This is a genomic window from Pseudomonas sp. TH31, assembly GCF_016650815.1.
In the GTDB taxonomy this organism is placed as follows: Bacteria; Pseudomonadota; Gammaproteobacteria; order Pseudomonadales; family Pseudomonadaceae; genus Aquipseudomonas.
In genome coordinates this window covers 49,523-67,014 of the sequence record NZ_JAEKEZ010000005.1, presented here as the reverse complement: position 1 = coordinate 67,014, position 17,492 = coordinate 49,523, and the positions used below count along the sequence as shown (strand labels likewise).

The following is a 17,492-nucleotide window of genomic DNA, read 5'->3' as shown; positions in this document are numbered from 1 at the left end:
TTTCCTGACTTGGCAGATTCGGTTTTCAGGATTTGCGAAAACCATGCAAACCCTCCCGATGACACAGCTAAACGCTGGTGAAAATAGCGCCTGCAATTGGTCGTGACTGCGCGATCAAGAGATCACACTGCGAGCGAGGCCGCGATGACGAAGCGAAAAAAATAGCGAACAACCTGGTCGGGGAAAAAACTGCCGTTATACCGACTGTTGCCCTCGAAAAAGGAGGTGGGCAACTGATGACTAAAAAGATCTGAAAAAAACGCTGCTGAACCTGGCCGTAGGGATTGTGAGTGGTTACATCGTCACGTGGCTCCCGCAGCCGAGCAACCTGCCGAGAGCCGAGCCTCAGTTGCACCCGCAGCTGATGTACGTTCAGCACCAGGCTCCGGCAAATGCCCGCGACCAAATCTCGGTGACAATGCGGTGGTAGACATTGACAGAAATTCCGACTGGTTACGGACAGGGCACGAGTTCAGGCGGATCCATCTTTGTGAGGTATCCACTTTAGCTTCGCTACTCGCGCACCGAAAACGAACCGACCCATTGAGAGTGTCTTGGCGCCAAGTTCCAGTGATGAGTGGTCGAACACCGGCGACAGCGCACTATGCGCCAGGATCATTTCTTCCTGTCCTGGTTGTTGGGCAATTACAGCGCCATAGCCGAAGCGACAGGTCTGGGTGTTTACAGAACGTACCCATTCAACGTCCGGTATCTCGCCATGCAAGAGCCCTTCTGCGCAGTAGCGCTCTCGGTATTCCTTAGCTCCAAACAACATCATCTGGGGGCTTATAGGAAACTGGATCGCTATCGGCCCATCGGGGGAAATGGCATAGGGATTCTGACTTTCGATTGGGATCGACGGGTCGTACCAAGCGACTGGATTGTCGCTTGTCAGAAACGGCATGTCTGACATGTTGTGAATAATGGCTAGGCCAACCGTATCGAAAAGCTCGCCAATTTTGTTGATGAGGCCAGGCATCGCGTGAATACTTTGATGAGGGTCTATGGACACGTCGATCTTGTCGAGGATTTCTTCAAAACCTGGGGGCGGCGCAGGGAGTTTTCCATTTCTCGCTAGCGCTTTCATAGTTTCCTTAACGGTTGCCCCCAATGCGGCCTCAAACGCATCTCTCGCCGCAGGCACACGGGCTCGTTGTAGCGCCACAAATTGGATGAAGTGATCAATTTCATCATTTATGGATTCTTTCCGAGCCAGCCTCTCAACGAGAGCTGGCCATGCGGACTCTACTTCGCAAAAAATGTCCTCTAGGGTGTTATTGTCCTGACCGCCCTCGGGTAGCGGTTGCGAATAGTAATAGCGCTCAAACTGCGTTGTATCGGGGTTGGCGGGGAGCGCACGTCCGGGGTTGTCCTTACGGTAAACGAGAACCTGGCCATCCTTATTCGCGAACGCTTTTAGATATGCTTTGGGGACAAAGTGGTGACGTTTTTTTTGCTGGATAGAATTCACTCCTCTACTGGATATCAATAAACAACACGACCCGAATTGAATCTCTCTTCTGCTCGAGTATATTTAGTCAGAACTCCTCATCCTCACCACGAATCCAGTGGTGATCATGAACGATCAGGGTTCCGATAATGCCATCCGTTTACTTTCTCAGGATTTCTTCGTGCTGAGAAATTGCCAGTGCCAGCATCCGGATTGCAGATCTTGCGACCCGTAGAGCACCCAGGACTTCTTCGACAAAGTCTGAATGGTTGAGATGCTCGACTTCGGGAGCTTGCCTCGCTTGCGAGGGATCTCCAAAGGCATGAAGCACTACGAATCGGTGCGTAGGCGACCAAAGAACGAAGGGACTATGTGAATGTTACCCCCTAGCTTTCATTGAGCACAGAAAGACATTTGCGTCTACGAGATTTTCAAGTGCCAAAGACGTCCGACTGTTGATTTCGGCATCCCCAAGATCTGCACAACCTCAGCTTGACTGTGCCCTTCTTTTTTTAGCTTCTGGACAGCTTCCCATTTTTTCTGCGCTGCCACTGACTGAGGATAAGACAGTTTTTCGGGCTGAATAGGGAGGGCGATATCCAGCAGATCATTAGCGTCCAACTCTTCTAGAGCTAAGCGCAGAATTTCACGAGCTGGTCGTTGGTCTTTTGCTGCGTACACAAGCGCTAGCAAAGATACAGGATGCAGATGTAGAGCTTGTGCGAGCTCTTGGCTGACTTCCAGAGTAGCCGACGTTTTTACAGCTTCGAGCTGGCTCACATGCGATTGTGTGACATTCAACGCGATGTCGTGCTGTGAGAGGCCCAGTCGAGCTCTCAACATTTGTAGCACTGCCGCATACGCTTGGCGAAGCAACATCCTGACTCCCCTCCCAAAGCAGGACGGTATGCCGCGTTTGCGCAATCCCATTCAAATCTATATATTTATATTTATGGGATTTGACCTGGACGGCCTGCGATTTAATCAGCCTCATACAGTCAGTTCAGGCCACGTCGGAGACTCATCAGTAGCCACGAGGCCGGAGCGCAACCACTTGGGTACGCCCCGAAGTGTCGGTACATGAGGTGGCATTTTCATACTGAACAATAGCCATAAATTGTCAGCGCGTGGGGGAGCATAGGTGGCTGAAATTGAAGCTGCTTAGGCTGAGAAGCGACAAGTAGGAGAAGGCACATGAGCTTTCGTGTGAATACTTCTTTAATCGCCCCACCGCATTTCGAACAGCAGCACCGCACAACGAGGAAATCCGCGTCATGTTTATTTCAGATGAGTCTTGTATGGTCGGCTTACCGGGCTTCCCTGGGCCTGGCCGCACGGCTTGGCGGATGATCGAGCGAGACTCCGAGGATCCCTGGTATCACGTTCGCTTTCGCATTTGTGAAGGAGCAAGGGCTCGGTTCAAAAAATTGATGCCAACAGACCCTTCTATGCTGGCCCACCTACTCTCTCAGCGGAGCCCAGATCACACGATTGAGGCGGTTCAGGTTGTTACTCCTGCTTGCATCAACGGGAGTTCTTTAGAGCGGATGGAAAAGTTGATCAGTGTGATCGTCGGCTATGACAGAAACGGTGAGTGCATACTGCTTCATAAAGTCGATAGCGGAGCAATTTACAGCAGCTCGCCCGGCGAGATCGACGCAGGCTTGCTCAGAAATATTCGAACGATCTACGACGCCATGACTGCCGCCGGGAAGCATTTCCATTGCACCAACTATCAGACCCGAATCGCCCTGCCACTACAACGGCAGCAGGTTAATCCATGAAGCTTCAAATCTATTCAGATCTACACCTCGAGTTCGCTCGGTTCGATCCCACGCTAAGCGACGCTGACGTAGTCATCCTCGCCGGCGACATTGATATCAAATCACGCGGGGTGAAGTGGGCTAACGAAGTCTTCCAGTGCCCGGTGATCTACGTCTGCGGAAATCATGAGTACTACGGTGGCCACATCGAGCACACGCTTCGAAAAATGAAGGATGCCGCAGCTGCACATGTTCACGTCCTCGAAAACGAAGTCTTGATCCTGAATCAAACTAGGTTTCTGGTCACTACAGCCTGGACAGATTACTCCTCGACTGGAGACGTTACTGCCGCGAAACGAGTCGCCTGGGATTGTATGAACGACTTCACCGTCATCAGAACAGATGAGAGATACCGGCGCCTCCGTCCCGATGACGTGATCGCTAAATCCAAAGCAGCATATGCCTGGCTCACACAGGAGCTGGACAAGCCGTTCGATGGCAAAACCGTCGTAGTTACGCACCATGCGCCGATGTTAGATCACGTCGGTGATGATCTTCCCGCGCACTTGATCTCTGCTTATGCCAATGACTGGCCGGAGCTCGTGGGCAAGTCCGATCTGTGGGTCTACGGGCACACCCACATAGCAGCCAGATTTACCCAAAGTGGGTGCCGCGTGGTCTCCAACCCAAGAGGTTATCCAGGGCAGAGCACTGGCTTTGATCCTGATTTGTTGATTGATCTTTGATTGCTAGTGATAGGTCAGTGGCCACGCTCGCTTGACTGCCCGCGTTCAACGAGAAGGAGTATTTTCGATGGTGACGTTAGATGAAGTCTCGCAACTTTTTTACGGCTCCGGGGAAGAGGTTGCCGGCTGGGAAGGCTCACAAGAAGACCTAATCTCTTTGGCAGCAGAGACCTTCCCCGGCAAAGCGTTCTGTGTAGTAAAACAGTGGATTTATATCGACCTAACGGTTAATCCCGTTGAGAGAGAAAAGGTCATTGGGCTAGGTCTACTGCCCGCGACTTTGTTCGCGCATGAAGTCGTTTTTGATAGTCGAAATCGATTTCAGCCCGGCATGTGGGTACGCAGCAATTTCGGAAAATCCTTCGCTGAAGGCTGCATGTTTGAAACCAAAGGTACGGTCTATCTCCTCCTCGGGCCAGGACTGAGGAAAGAGGCCAGCATTGGTACTGCTTTTTCGATGAAAGCAGGGTGAGCGAAGCTCGCAGACACTTTAGACAGAATCGTTTTGGAGCTTGGGTTTGATGCCTGAAGTAACTGAGTTGGAGTTCCACAGTAAAGATTTAAGCGACTTTCAGATGAGTCGCTTGGTGCGAGCAAGCCTTCGAAAATACACGGTGCCAGTCACTGCTTTCATTAGCGACGCTCTCATCGCGGATGACACATGCCTGGGCGTTTCCTTCGACCACTCTGAGCGTGACGATACGCACCATAGGGCGGATGGTTCTATTCTCCGGACAGGTAAAATTCAGTCAGCGAGGAAAGAAGGGCGGTTTTGGATGCTCGAAACCCAAGACGGTAACTACGTCATCGCTAGCTTCAGGCGAGACCTCGGCAGAGCAAGCTTTCTCAAGCTACTCGATTCCGCCGACCGCCTTTGAAACGATGGTGAGAAAATACCTTTTTACTAGAGGTACGGTTCGGCATAAACCTCGGTTCAGTAGCCGTACTCGTTCAGCAGTTTTTGCAAAAACTCACGCCGTCGTTGGACGATGCTCAAAATGAGATAGTCGCGGTCGGTGTCTCTCGTCGACAAATGCCCAGCGTCTACAAGACCGTGGATGTAGCCTTCGGCTTTGCCTCTTGCTTCGAGCAATATATCGATGGATGTGCTTTTGTAGATGTCTTCAGCGATGAGCTGCCACCGCTGTTTCTGGCGGTGACCAAAAGGGTCGTCGGAAAATTTCGGTGCGTTGATCAAGGTATTGAAATCTGCATGTGCGTTTGGTGTGTTCAAAGCGAATTCTCACAACAGTTACGTCTCTGTCTAACCTACCATGCGCACGCTTAACCGCCTGCTGTTGGCTGGCTTTTGTAGGCGCTGGCGCGAAGGGACGACTTCAATGATGGTGCGCTCTATCGGTGGATTTGAACATTGCGGAGCGTACATGCAGTGCTATTCAGCGAGTACATTCTTAGCCTGGAGTTCGATATGGGATACCTCAGCCTAGAGGACATCTACGCCGATGACGTAGAAAAATATGGCCATATGCGCGTGGGAATGACCGACCTCTATGTAAAAGACAATCACGCCATTTATGGTGTGGTTACGCGTGGCGAATACCGCGAGCTGACCAGCAGGTTACTGCGCGACGAAGCGGTGCAAATGATCATCAGCGCTAAGCTCGCCGCATTGCCCGAGGACTACGATCCGTGGATCAGGCGGATCGCGCGCAATCGTGCCTTAAGCGCTAGGTATGGGGACAAATTCGATCCTTGGGGAGACGACTGAAATACCCCACGTCCAATCAAAAATGCAGCGCCTCATCTTACTCGGCCGACCTGGTAGTTACGCTCCTCGAAAATCCATCGCACTGTAAATCGTTGGACGAACGCGGGCTCCAATGAGACGCCACGCTAACAATCGTTGAAAAGGACAGGGAGTTGAAGATATTCCTAGATTGCGAATTTACACAGCTCAATCAGGACTCGAAGCTCATATCACTAGCGCTGGTAACGGCGTCAGGCGAAGAGTTTTACGTTGAATTGACGGATACCTATGCAGTTGAGGACTGCAGTGACTTCGTCATCCAGAACGTTTTGCCACAGCTTGATCATGCGCGATGTGGTCAGTCACTAAGCGAAGCCCAGGCCTATCTTCGAAGGTTTCTAGAGAGCTTCGTCGAGGAACTTGAGGTCTGTTCAGACGCGCCACATTGGGATTGGAGGTTTTTCTGTGATCTCGTTTGTACAGATTATCAACCCTGGCCAGTCCAGGTTGTGAATCAACCGACCGACCTTACAAGCCTTTTCAATCAGGTGAATGAGGAAGCTCTTGAAGGGTTAGAGCTGTCTGATCCGCCACACCATGCATTGCTTGATGCGCAAATGCTTGCAGAGCTTTTCAAGATCTTGGCCTCCCGGCTTGCTTTGTAACCATAGAGGCGCATCACGACGTAGGCCGATCAGCTTTGGACGGTGTACTGCAGGTGATTCGAGTTTCACCATCGGTGGGGGGCAGAACTGAATTATCTCGAATTATGGCTCAGCCATAATTATTGCCCAGCCATAATTTTTCTTTTCAAAATCTTCTGTCTAGATACTGGCTCGCGCAGGCATCGGTGTGGTTTTTGGCCACAAGCGTAACGATCAATACGGTCGGTTTGGCGATGGCCAACTGATCAGGACTTCTGACTCCTTAAAGGTCGAGCGCGAGGGGATATTTTCGGTGACGGCCACTGTGAACTCCCGGTACGTGCTGGCGACGTTTCAGCGGAGCATTGGGCGTGCGAGCTTGCGCGAGTTTCTGCGTCTTTCCCGGAGGCATCCACATTTTACCCCCCAGCGTGGCAGTGATGGTCGAGTCGTGTTCGCCGAGCTCGCCGTAGCGGCCTGAGTTTCTAGTCTTTCAGGTTGCCGGGTCTTTGCCGCCAAACGTAGCTTGTTCATTTTGGGTATGGGCCTGATAAAGCATAGCGACTTGCCTCTTCCATCAAGTCATCGCACATTGGATTCGCCTTGAGAACGTGCGCGGCTGGGTCGATTATCGACAACCCAAGCGACGTCTCTTCTGTGGCGGATGCCCAAACTTCTCCCATAGGCCCGACAATCTGGCTTTCACCTCTGAATGTCGCCTCTGCACCTGCATACAATTCCACGCCTGTGCGATTGGCACAGATAAGCGGAGTGGCGTTTTCCATTGCGCGAACGCGCGCGAGCTGGGTTGTCCAAGGCCCACCATAGTTGGCTGGGCAGCACAGTAACTGTGCACCTTGGCGCACCAACAGGCGAGCGGCTTCTGGCATCCAAAGGTCAAAACAGGTAAGAACGCCAAAACGGCAGATTCCATCATCGAAACAAGCTAATGAATCACCCTGCGTAAAGAAGGCTTTCTCTATGCGTGACAGGTGGCACTTGCGCTGTTTCCCCAGCCAGCGCCCTCGCGATACGATAATCGCTGTGTTGTAGATGTGATCGCCGTCACGCTCAGCGATACCCGCAATTAGCGTTGCATTCTTGTCTGCCGATAGTTGCAGTAAGAACCGCGCTGTAGGCCCATCGAGCGCTGATTCAGCATGAAGAAACAATGCCGCACGCGAGTCGTGAAAATATCCGATGGTGCAAAGCTCGGGCATGACAAGGAGATCAAATCGCGCTAAGTCCACAAGATCGCGAATTTGCCTAAAATTTGCTGCTGGATCGCCAAATGAAACGGGGTACTGCAAAAAAGCGGTGAGCATGAATTCGTCCAACCACGATGAAGTGTTTTCTGGGCCCTTGCTTAACTTATACCCTTGCTGGAGTCGGGTAGGCCACCCGAACACTGTCCATGAGTGCATTAGTAACGCTGGATGCAGTCGGCATGACGGTGGTGCTGGAACGGGAAGTGGTTTTCAGGCCATAAAACATCATGACTGATAGCCAGTAATCGCGGGCAAGCCCGCGATGCTTTTAACGGTTACGCAAACCTTCCAGCAACTTGGGTGTCGGGTAGCCGTCTGCTGGCCAGCCTAACGACTGCTGAGCCGCGCGGATCGCATTGCGGGTGTTGGTGCCGATGATGCCGTCGGCATTGCCCACGTCGTAGTTGTGGCGACTCAACAGGGTCTGTAATTCCATGCGCTCGGAACGGTTAAGCGGCACGTCATCCTCGGGCCATTCGCCGCTGATCAGGCCTTTGCCCGCAAAACGCTCCGACAGCAGATTCGCAGCCAATGCGTAGGACGACGAATTGTTGTACTTAACGGCTGCCCGGAAGTTGTCGAGGATCAGAAAGCCAGGGCCGCGATAACCAGCCGGCAACAGCAGCGCGGCTGAAAGTTGCTCGGAACCTGACGGCACGTTCGCACCATTGGGCAGTTTAACCCCCAGCTGTATCCATTCGGCGACGCTTTTACGAATCGCGCCGTCGGCCAGGGAGTAGTTGAAGGTGTTCGGTAGCTCGACTTCAAAGCCCCACGGCTGACCTTTTTTCCAGCCAGAAATTTGCAGGTAGTGTGCGATTGACGCCAACGCATCGGCCGGACTGCCCCAGATGTCACGGCGACCGTCGCCATCAAAGTCCACTGCAACGGTATTGTAGATGGTAGGGATGAATTGGGTTTGGCCCATGGCGCCGGCCCAGGAACCGACCATCTTCTCGGGTGTGATATCGCCCTGCTGCAGGATTTGTAGCGCCGCCAGCAATTGCGCGTGCGCAAAGTCCTGGCGTCGACCTTCATAGGCCAATGTTGCCAGTGAGCGGATCACCGACTTTTTGCCCTGGAAGCTGCCAAAGTTGCTTTCCATGCCCCAGAACGCTACGAGTGCCAGCCGGTCGACACCATAACGCTGTTCGATGGCGGTCAGGGTGTCGGCGTATTGGTTGAGCAGCATCTGGCCCCTGCGAACGCGTAGTGCAGACAGTGCGCCGTCGAGGTATTCCCACACTGGGCGGGAGAACTCCGGCTGGCTGCGGTCGGCGCGAACCACGCTTATGTCCGGCGTGACGTCGGCAAAGGCGCGGTCGAACAGGCTCGGATTGATGCCGGCTGCAACGGCCTCCTTACGGAAACCTGCCTGCCATTGCTCGAAGGTCTGGGTCGAATTTATGTTGAGGTTGTCACCGGTCGGTACCACAGGCGCAATAATGGCCGGGGTGGTTGTGACAGGGTCTATCTGAAGTAGCTGGGCGTCGGCGACGGTTGGTTCTCCCACGCAGGCGACAAGCAGAATGAAGCTTGAGGCAGCAACACCCGTTATTACGGCCAGCTTTTTCATAGGTACCTTACGATTTTTTATAGGGCGCTCTCCACTGAGCATTTCACGCCTAACTGATAGGGCTGGGCGCGAGTGCGAGCGGCGCTGAAGTCGACGACATTTCTGATGCTCATTGTCCTTGACTCCTATGAATTGCAGCGTATGTCACCAGAAAGGCCAAGGCCCATGTTCCAAGTGTCATGAGGCGTTTATTTCAATTGACTGAAAGCATATTGCCATCGTATGCGTCCGGCCAACACACCTTCCTGACCCCGACGCCAAAGGCGATGGTGTCCACCTGATTTAAGTGGACACCATTTCTAGCCTTTTAAGCGGGTCTTTCATGCAGCCACAACGCCGTTCCTACTCCAAATCCTTCAAGGCCCAGGTCATTCAAGAGTGCTCCCAGCCCGGGGCCTCGATTGCCAGCGTTGCGCTGAGCCACAGCCTCAACGCGAACCTCGTCCATAAATGGATTCGAGTGCAAACGCAGAAAGCCATGGCGCTGCAACCTGCTTTCATTCCGCTGCCCTTGCAGTTAGCCGGAGCAAATTCGCAAGCCGCGTCATCGACTATCTGCCTCGAAATCCCACACCCGCGCGGCACCGTGAAAGTGAACTGGCCGACCGAAAGCGCCGCTGCCTGCGCCACCTTTCTGCGAGACCTGTTGCGATGATCCGCATCGACTCCATCTGGCTCGCCACCGAGCCGATGGACATGCGCGCCGGCACCGAAACCGCGCTGGCGCGGGTGGTTGCAGTGTTCGGTGCGGCGCAGCCGCACTGTGCTTATCTGTTTGCCAATCGCCGCGCCACGCGCATCAAGGTGCTGGTGCACGACGGGTTGGGTATCTGGCTGGTAGCGCGCCGCCTGCATCAAGGCAAGTTCTTCTGGCCGGGTTCTCGACACGGCTCTCAGATAGAATTGGGTGCCGAACAGCTACATGCCCTGGTGCTGGGTTTGCCTTGGCAAAGAGTCGGGCCTGGCAGCGCGATTTCCATCGTATAACACCTGCCATGGCCACCCAGGCCGTGCAATTGTCCGATGAGCCTATCGTCGGTTTTAGCCTGCTCTGGCAAAATCGGCGGCATGACTTCACTGCCCAATCTCGACCAACTAAACCCTGAACAACTGCGTGCTCTGGCGGCGCAGTTGATGCAGCGTGTCGAGAGTCTCGATCAGAAAATCGAGACAATGGGTAAGAAGATCCACCGCGACCAAACGGTTATCGAAAAGCTGACCCACGAGATTGCGCAACTCAAGCGCTTCAAGTTTGCCAAGCGCAGCGAGCAACTGAGCCCGGATCAAGCCAGCCTGCTCGATGACCTGATCGACACCGACATTGCGGCCATCGAGGCTGAACTTGAAGCGCTGAAACTTGCTCCCGCTTCGACCGAGGTTCGGCAAAAACCTAAACGCACCGCCTTGCCGCCGCAGTTTCCGCGCACTCTGATCCACCACGAACCCGACAACAGCCATTGCCAGTGCGGCTGCGCTCTCAAGCGTATCGGCGAGGATGTCAGCGAGAAACTCGACTACACGCCGGGCGTGTTCACCGTTGAGCGGCACATCCGTGGCAAGTGGGTCTGCGATCAGTGCGAAACCCTGATCCAGGCACCGGTTCCGGCGCAGGTCATCGACAAAGGCATCCCGACCGCGGGGCTGCTGGCCCACGTCATGATCGCGAAGTTCGCCGACCATCTACCGCTCTATCGCCAGGAATCGATTTTTGGTCGAGCCGGTTTGGCTATCGCGCGTTCGACCCTGGCGCAATGGGTCGGCAACTGTGGCGTGCAGTTACAGCCGCTGGTCGATGCCCTGCGTAATACTGTCCTCGAACATGGCGTAATCCACGCCGATGAAACGCCGGTGCAGATGCTCACGCCGGGTGCGAAGAAAACCCATCGAGCCTATGTCTGGGCCTACGCCACCAGCCAGTTCTCGGAATTGGCGGCGGTGGTTTACGACTTCAGCCCTAGCCGCGCCGGAGAACACGCCCGCAACTTCCTGCAAGACTGGAAGGGCAAGCTGGTCTGCGATGATTTTGGCGGCTACAAGGCCAGCTTTGAACTCGGCGTGACCGAGATCGGCTGCATGGCTCATGCGCGGCGCAAGTTCTTCGAGCTGCACGCCACCAACAAGAGCCAGCTTGCCGAGCAGGCCTTGAGGTACATCCAGCGGCTGTACGAAATAGAGCATGAAGTCCGCGACCTGGAACCGGATTTACGCCGCCGAATACGGCAAGAAAAAGCCGTACCGGTGATGGACGCTTTGCATGCCTGGATGATCGCCCAGCGCCAGCTCGTGCACGACGGCTCGGCTATTAGCAAGGCTCTGGATTACAGCCTCAAACGTTGGACGGCGCTGTCGCGCTATCTCGATGACGGTGCCGTACCCATTGACAATAATTGGGCCGAGAACCAGATTCGGCCATGGGCGTTAGGTCGCAAAAATTGGCTGTTCGCTGGGTCACTGCGCAGTGGCAAACGTGCAGCCGCGATCATGAGCTTGATCCAATCGGCACGGCTCAACGGACATGATCCGTATGCTTATTTGAAGGACGTCCTCACGCGCCTGCCGACGCAGCGGGCGAGTGCGATTGCCGAACTGCTGCCGCATAGATGGCAACCGGTTTAGTTGCGCAAGACGGTATGCCCGGCCGCACTTTCATCCGAAACCTCCTGCACTTTATTCAGCGCATCGAGCATCTGTTCTGCACCCGCCTGGCCAATCAATGGAATCAATATGCGGATAGCTGCCCCGTTTCGATTTCCATCAGCCAGGCCAACGAGTCTGTGCCACCACCTTTGCTTCTGAGCGCAAGGTAGAGATTTCCCGGCGCTCCTGGTGACCTTGACGGGGTAGCGAAGCCCTTCGCTAACAACGGGGAAGAGGTCGATAGCCTTTTGCAAACTTGAGGCGGCATCCTCCGCCCGTTGTCGAAGGTTCGCCGTATGTAGTGGTCAATCAGGTGCAGCAACGTGTCGCCTCTCGTGATGATCGACACACGAAACTGTTCCGCAAAATTCTCGGACAACTCAGCTATTTTCGGAGGGAACCGAGCAGGCTTCCCTCCGTCAACATCCTTCTTGGCAGTTTGGGTGCTTTGGGTGCGCGCTCTGCCCCGACCGGCACCATCACCGATCCATATAAACCCAGGAACGCCCCGCACCACACTCACCCAACCCTTATAAGCACCCACTGAGCACTCAGCGAGCCCTAATCCGCACCTAAAAAACACCGTCTATTTCTCGACGACTTTCAACTGAAAGCACCGTAGACGCACCTACGCCACACCATCTCAACCCGGACGCCACCCCTAACGCCCCGACACAACCCAGATCAGCACTCATATCGCACCGAGGGCGATATTGTCGTGGCGCACATGGACCCAATTCAGGTTCATTCACGCCTGCACTGGTCAAACCAGCATGGGGCTCCGGTTGCCTGGTCACGCAAGGGGGGCCAAGCCAAAGCTAAAACATGGCCAATTGAATTCCGGCAAACCGATGGAGGGTGGCTGAAAACACTCTCGAATCAGTGCCAAATTTGGGGGACAGAAATCAGTTAAAACACCGTCTAATGTAATTATACGAACTGACCCATGTGTTACCTCTGTTTTCCTGCTCTCCCAGGGTGCAAGACGGGATGCCCGGACGCATACTTGCCATCTGATACATCGCGGAAGAAATAAGATATGTCTCAAAATCACCGCTCTCTTGATTATTAAAAATTTTAGGCTTGGATAGGGTTATGTCTGCATCAGGGAACTTTCAGGGAGTGCAAGGCTGCAATGCGGCTTTTTTCACCTATAGTTAGCTAGAAATTCTAGCCAGCGATGGCTATCAGCACGTTTTTACCGGTTTAGACACTGGATTAACCACATCCATTGAATGCCGAGCGCTTGCTAGTGCTCGGCATACTGCTAAGGGATCGCTGGCAACTGATCTGGGTATTACCAGCGATTGAGGGGAGATGCTTCCGCTCTCTGAGGGTGTAGTTTAGAAACGTATGCCGTAACTTAGATTCACGCTAGTTTGAGCGCTATTGCCAAACGTATTTTGGCCAGTGCGCAGTGACCCTGAAAGCGTCTGATTGTCTCCCAGCTCATGGGAGTATCCAACAGTGGCGAATCCTCGCGTCTGGTGGCGGTTCAACGCGCTCTCGATATCAAAAGTCTCGACGCCGGGAAGATCGGACGTACCGCGAAGCGCCACGCGATCAGCCTTCAGGTCATGCTCAACGCCTGCCCCCAGGAAAAGAGTGCCTCGTTCTGAAACACGGCGCTCGCCGATGAATTCCAGAGTGGCCGTTGTGCGCTTCATCGAAAGCCTGTCGTATTCGGCATTGAAGTCCGAGCCCGTCTCTGTATAAGCACTACGGCTTGTATCGTAGTAGGCGAGAGTACCAACTGGCGTGATAAGCCAATCTTTGATTTGAACGCCATAACCCAGGCTGACTTGTGCAAAGAATGTTTCCAAAGAAGCATTCCCTGCGGCCAGCATGACGTTTTCCAAATCACGGCCTCGTGTAACTTTACCACTGGCCCGCCCTTTACCAAACGCGGCATCGGCCTGTAAGCCAGTCCCTGCCAGACCTGTTGCGCTGTATTCAGCCCACACGCTGGCAGCAGTGTTTGCGCCCAGGTCAAAGCCGCTGTTGCTCAGGCTTGTTGCACTGATATTCAGTGTCCCGCCGACGGTCGTCTTGCCATCAACCCCGTAGCCGAGTGTAACTTGGCCGCCGGTGCTGTTACGCGACCCGATGTCTTCAGCGGTTGCGCCAGCATTCGTGACGACCCCGTCAATACTCAAGCACTTTTGCCCTTCTTCTGCTGAGCAGCTAGACCCCATCAACTGGTCTGCAACAGATTGCTGCTGGGATACGGCGATCTCACTGTCATTGGTAAGAGAGGGAAAGGAAACAAGAAGGTTACCGAAGTCCTGCATTTTCGTACGCCAGATGAAGGCACGATACTCTCCACGGTCATTGACAGCATTCCCAACTATTACGCTGCCATCAGCTGAAACGCCGGTTGCATTACTGTAGCCTGAGTTATCCGTTCTTAGAGTTCCGAGATCGAGCATGCCATTACCATCGTCAATCCAACGGAAGGCACGGTTTTCGTTAAAGTTGTTTTGAGCTTGCCCTACAATAGTGCCACCATCTGCAGAAATAGCATTGGCCAAACTCGATCCCAAGTTGTCTGTTCTAAAGGAACCGAGGTCAATCATGCCGACTCCGTCATCAGTCCACCGGAACGCTCGCCTTACAGCTTTTATACTGGTGTCAGCTCGGCCGATAATAGTGCTGCCATCTGCAGATACGCCTGTAGCCCAGCTTGCTCCCGAACCATCTGCCCTTAATGTCCCAAGATCGAGCATGCCCTTGCCGTCGTCCGTCCAGCGAAACGCGCGCTCTTCTCCCATGTCAGAGTCAGAGTGTCCTACGATGACTCCGCCGTTTGCAGAGACATCTTTGGCGTCGCTGCTTCCTGAACCATCTGCTTTTAACGTCCCGAGGTCGAGCATACCCTTGCCATCGTCCCTCCAGCGGAACGCATGGGATCCGACGTCCACTTGGGCACGTCCTACGATAGTGCTGCCATCTGAAGATACTGCGTTAGCAATGCTATTGCCGGTGTTGTTTGCCTTGAGTGTTCCGAGGTCGAGCATTCCTTTACCATCATTGATCCACCGGAAAGCACGATCCCTATCATCGTCGTTTTTAGCAGACCCCACGATGATGCTGCCATCTGCGGATACATCGACTGCCTCGCTGCTGCCTCTGTTATCCGTTCTTAGGGAGCCAAGATCAAGCATACCGGAGCCGTCATCAACCCAGCGATACGCTCGAAAATTGTTATCGTCGGCTTGGGCTCGCCCAATGATGGTGCTGCCATCTGCAGATACTTCAGTGGCGAAGCTTTCGCCTGAGTTATCTGCTTTTAACGTTCCAAGGTCGAGTAGACCTGCACCGTCATTCCTCCAGCGAAACGCACGGGTGTTGCCATCATTCATAGCATCCCCCACAACGGTAGTGCCATCTGCCGAGACAGCTTGTGCAGCGCTGCTGTAATACGCTGAAATGCTGTCGGGGAGCACGCCTAAATTACAGATGCCACTGGAGGTGGGGCCTGTGGAGCCCATCGGGCAGGGTAGATGCTCAACATTCGCTTGGACGTTACTAGAGAATGCCAAACTGGCACCGATAGTTGTTAATGCGAAAATACTAGGTTTAATAAAGTACCGCATTTATAAGTTTCCACTAGGTGGTAGATTTGAAGACCGAAATCTAGTGGCCTGAGCGGTTAATCCATTAATTTATTTTTTATCACGCTCAGCTTCGCCTTATGTACCGAGCTAATGATGGCCTCAGCCGTTTTATTCCACTTGAACGGCTTGGCTGAATGCTCATTGTGAGCCTCGATAAATTGGCGGATAGCCGCCTTCAGGTCGGCGACGCTGGTGAAGGCGGCTCGGTACAACGCTCGTCTTTCCAGCTGTGCAAACCAGCCTTCCACGGCGTTCAGCCAAGACGCGCTGGTCGGTGTGAAGTGCAATTTGAAACGCGGATGCTTTTCCAGCCACTGCTTGATTGCAGCCGTTTTGTGGGTCGAACTGTTATCTAGAATCACATGCAGATCCAGTCCGGCTGGCGTGCTGCGTTCAATCTGTTGCAGAAAAGCCAGAAACTCCTTGGCTCGATGGCGCTGGGTAATCCGTCCGATTACTTGGCCGGTCATGATGTCGAAAGCCGCGTACAGACTCGCCGTGCCATGGCGCTTGTAATCATGCGTCCGACGCTCAACTTGGCCTGGGCGTAGCGGCAGCATCGGTTGGGTGCGATCCAGCGCCTGGATCTGGGTTTTCTCGTCAACCGACAACACCAGGGCGTTATCCGGTGGGTTCAGATAGAGCCCGACTACGTCGACTACCTTGTCGGCGAAATGAGGATCGTTGCTGATTTTGAAGGTCTTCAGACGATGGGGTTTGAGGTCGGAAGCGGCCCAGACTTGCCGAACCTGCCACGTGGTGACCCGCGCATACTTGGCCATCAAACGAACGCTCCAGTGAGTGGCTTCCTGGGGGACACGCCGGGTAGTCAGTGTCAGGATTTCGTTGATTTTTTCGGGCCCAAGTTTGAGTGGCTGGCCGCTGCGCGGCAGATCGCTCAACCCTTCGATTCCCGCCTCCAGATAACGTTTTCGCCACTTGAATACTGTCGGCGGCGTGACCTGCAACTGCTCGCTGATGGCCTTGGGCGTCAATCCATCAGCCAGTAGAAGTAGGATGCGCGCTCGCTGGGCGAGGCTCTGTTCCAGCGTACTCATACGCAACCAACTTTGCAGGGCGATGAGATCAGAAGGCGTTAAAGCGAAGGGGGAAGTCGGTCGGGCCATGCGCATAACCAATCCATGACATTGGACGCACAGTATATCGTTACCAATAAATAAATAAATAAATGAATTAACCGCTCAGTCCACTAGTGGTGATAAATCGCAGTAGCTATAAGATCTGTCTCAAAAGCCACTGAAAATCGAGTCGACCTACTTGAGTCATCCCAATCCACACAACAGCGGTGGCCCTTGCTCGCATCAAGCATAATGGCGGAAAAGTTTAGCGAAGCTCGCAGTCGAATCTTGTACGTTTGATTTTACAGTTTCGCGCTTACATACACGCACACCATCGGCTAACATATCCCAATCTTCAGGCGGCCTAAAAATAGATCTATGGACTATCTTTATGCTAATTTTTTTGTCGCGAAGTTTATAGATTAGAAATTGAATAGTTAGGCTTCAGTGAGAATTTGCATGCATCTCGAAACTGATCAGTACACTCAAGGGCTAGAGAGGAGGAAATGTCTCGTGAAGGTTTCCATGAGGTGCCTTCGACGCTCATGAATTTATTATCTAACCTGCCATGGGCAAGCCGCAACTCCAGGCTTTTTCCGGAGAAAGTTGTATATGTACATTTGTCTAGAAAGCCTAGGTGCTTTTCAATCTTTCTTCTCAATACAAAAAAATAAGCCTTTTCAAACTTTACTGCATAGTCATATTCACTATCAATTAGTGCGCCTATCCATCCTGCAGGATGCTCCTTCGCTGGAGCAGTAAATATTCCTTTTTTGTTTTCAATGTCTAATGGGGATGGGCAAGATTCGATGCTGTTAGCATCTGCCAATGGTTTTTTTACAGAGTTTAAAGAGTCGGTGCTGTCGGCCATGCACGGAAGTAAAATTAAATTCGATAAAAAGAAGCTCCGAACAATAATTTTGCTCATTGAGAGTCTCGCTATAAAAAACTGAGGAAGCTTATTTACCAGTCACTCAAATACTTTTATATGAGAAATGTCTCAA

General features: G+C 53.2%; 16 protein-coding genes and 1 pseudogene. 9 read left to right on the top strand and 8 right to left on the bottom strand.

The window, feature by feature from the left end:
- Positions 1–472: 472 nt before the first annotated feature.
- Positions 473–1,471, bottom strand: a complete 999-nt coding sequence (locus JFV26_RS01985; RefSeq protein ID WP_201189275.1) for a DUF4238 domain-containing protein — start codon at positions 1,469–1,471, stop codon at positions 473–475.
- Positions 1,472–1,870: 399 nt separating this feature from the next.
- Positions 1,871–2,329: a helix-turn-helix transcriptional regulator gene (locus JFV26_RS01980; RefSeq protein ID WP_201189273.1), complete on the bottom strand. Its 459-nt coding sequence runs from the start codon at positions 2,327–2,329 to the stop codon at positions 1,871–1,873.
- Positions 2,330–2,724: 395 nt separating this feature from the next.
- Here JFV26_RS01980 and JFV26_RS01975 point away from each other — a divergent pair, with 395 nt between their 5' ends.
- From JFV26_RS01975 to JFV26_RS01965, 3 genes are all read left to right on the top strand, one after another.
- On the top strand, positions 2,725–3,234 hold the full coding sequence (locus JFV26_RS01975; protein WP_201189271.1) for a hypothetical protein: 510 nt from the start codon (positions 2,725–2,727) through the stop codon (positions 3,232–3,234).
- The gene (locus tag JFV26_RS01970; protein ID WP_201189269.1) at positions 3,231–3,959 is read left to right on the top strand and encodes a metallophosphoesterase family protein; all 729 of its coding nucleotides are present in this window, start codon (positions 3,231–3,233) and stop codon (positions 3,957–3,959) included. The genes JFV26_RS01975 and JFV26_RS01970 overlap by 4 nt, the downstream gene beginning before the upstream one ends.
- Positions 3,960–4,026: 67 nt before the next feature.
- Positions 4,027–4,431: a DUF6957 family protein gene (locus tag JFV26_RS01965; protein WP_201189267.1), complete on the top strand. Its 405-nt coding sequence runs from the start codon at positions 4,027–4,029 to the stop codon at positions 4,429–4,431.
- A 462-nt stretch (positions 4,432–4,893) separates the two neighbouring features.
- On the opposite strand, the gene JFV26_RS01960 is transcribed toward JFV26_RS01965, so the two are convergent.
- Complete coding sequence (locus tag JFV26_RS01960; RefSeq protein WP_201189265.1) at positions 4,894–5,193, bottom strand: hypothetical protein; 300 nt, start codon at positions 5,191–5,193, stop codon at positions 4,894–4,896.
- A 195-nt stretch (positions 5,194–5,388) separates the two neighbouring features.
- Here JFV26_RS01960 and JFV26_RS01955 point away from each other — a divergent pair, with 195 nt between their 5' ends.
- From JFV26_RS01955 to JFV26_RS33255, 3 genes and pseudogenes are all read left to right on the top strand, one after another.
- Positions 5,389–5,688, top strand: a complete 300-nt coding sequence (locus tag JFV26_RS01955; RefSeq protein WP_201189264.1) for a hypothetical protein — start codon at positions 5,389–5,391, stop codon at positions 5,686–5,688.
- Positions 5,689–5,840: 152 nt separating this feature from the next.
- Positions 5,841–6,332, top strand: a complete 492-nt coding sequence (locus JFV26_RS01950; protein WP_201189262.1) for a 3'-5' exoribonuclease — start codon at positions 5,841–5,843, stop codon at positions 6,330–6,332.
- 163 nt (positions 6,333–6,495) lie between these two features.
- Positions 6,496–6,792 (top strand): annotated as a pseudogene (locus JFV26_RS33255) (hypothetical protein); the annotation flags it as partial.
- Between the two features lie 49 nt (positions 6,793–6,841).
- Here the strand turns inward: JFV26_RS33255 and JFV26_RS01945 are convergent.
- Positions 6,842–7,636, bottom strand: coding sequence for a nitrilase-related carbon-nitrogen hydrolase (locus tag JFV26_RS01945; protein ID WP_201189261.1), 795 nt, complete (start codon positions 7,634–7,636; stop codon positions 6,842–6,844).
- A 211-nt stretch (positions 7,637–7,847) separates the two neighbouring features.
- Positions 7,848–9,155, bottom strand: a complete 1,308-nt coding sequence (locus tag JFV26_RS01940) for a lytic murein transglycosylase (protein WP_242487725.1) — start codon at positions 9,153–9,155, stop codon at positions 7,848–7,850.
- 322 nt (positions 9,156–9,477) lie between these two features.
- On the opposite strand from JFV26_RS01940, the gene tnpA reads away from it, so the two are divergent.
- The 3 genes from tnpA (at position 9,478) to tnpC (ending at position 11,771) form a co-directional block, all read left to right on the top strand.
- A complete protein-coding gene (tnpA, locus tag JFV26_RS01935) occupies positions 9,478–9,810 on the top strand; it encodes an IS66-like element accessory protein TnpA (RefSeq protein ID WP_207203826.1) in 333 nt (110 codons plus the stop codon).
- Positions 9,807–10,142: an IS66 family insertion sequence element accessory protein TnpB gene (gene tnpB, locus JFV26_RS01930; protein ID WP_201189253.1), complete on the top strand. Its 336-nt coding sequence runs from the start codon at positions 9,807–9,809 to the stop codon at positions 10,140–10,142. The genes tnpA and tnpB overlap by 4 nt, the downstream gene beginning before the upstream one ends.
- An 81-nt stretch (positions 10,143–10,223) precedes the next feature.
- The gene (gene tnpC, locus JFV26_RS01925; RefSeq protein ID WP_201189251.1) at positions 10,224–11,771 is read left to right on the top strand and encodes an IS66 family transposase; all 1,548 of its coding nucleotides are present in this window, start codon (positions 10,224–10,226) and stop codon (positions 11,769–11,771) included.
- Between the two features lie 1,364 nt (positions 11,772–13,135).
- Here tnpC and JFV26_RS01920 read toward each other — a convergent pair.
- From JFV26_RS01920 to JFV26_RS01910, 3 genes are all read right to left on the bottom strand, one after another.
- Positions 13,136–15,388, bottom strand: coding sequence for an autotransporter domain-containing protein (locus JFV26_RS01920; RefSeq protein WP_201189250.1), 2,253 nt, complete (start codon positions 15,386–15,388; stop codon positions 13,136–13,138).
- A 56-nt stretch (positions 15,389–15,444) separates the two neighbouring features.
- Positions 15,445–16,536, bottom strand: coding sequence for an IS630 family transposase (locus tag JFV26_RS01915; RefSeq protein ID WP_201189625.1), 1,092 nt, complete (start codon positions 16,534–16,536; stop codon positions 15,445–15,447).
- Positions 16,537–16,903: 367 nt separating this feature from the next.
- Positions 16,904–17,416 carry a DUF3757 domain-containing protein gene (locus tag JFV26_RS01910; RefSeq protein WP_201189243.1) on the bottom strand — a complete coding sequence of 171 codons (513 nt, stop codon included), beginning with the start codon at positions 17,414–17,416 and terminating at the stop codon, positions 16,904–16,906.
- Between the last annotated feature and the right edge of the window lie 76 nt (positions 17,417–17,492).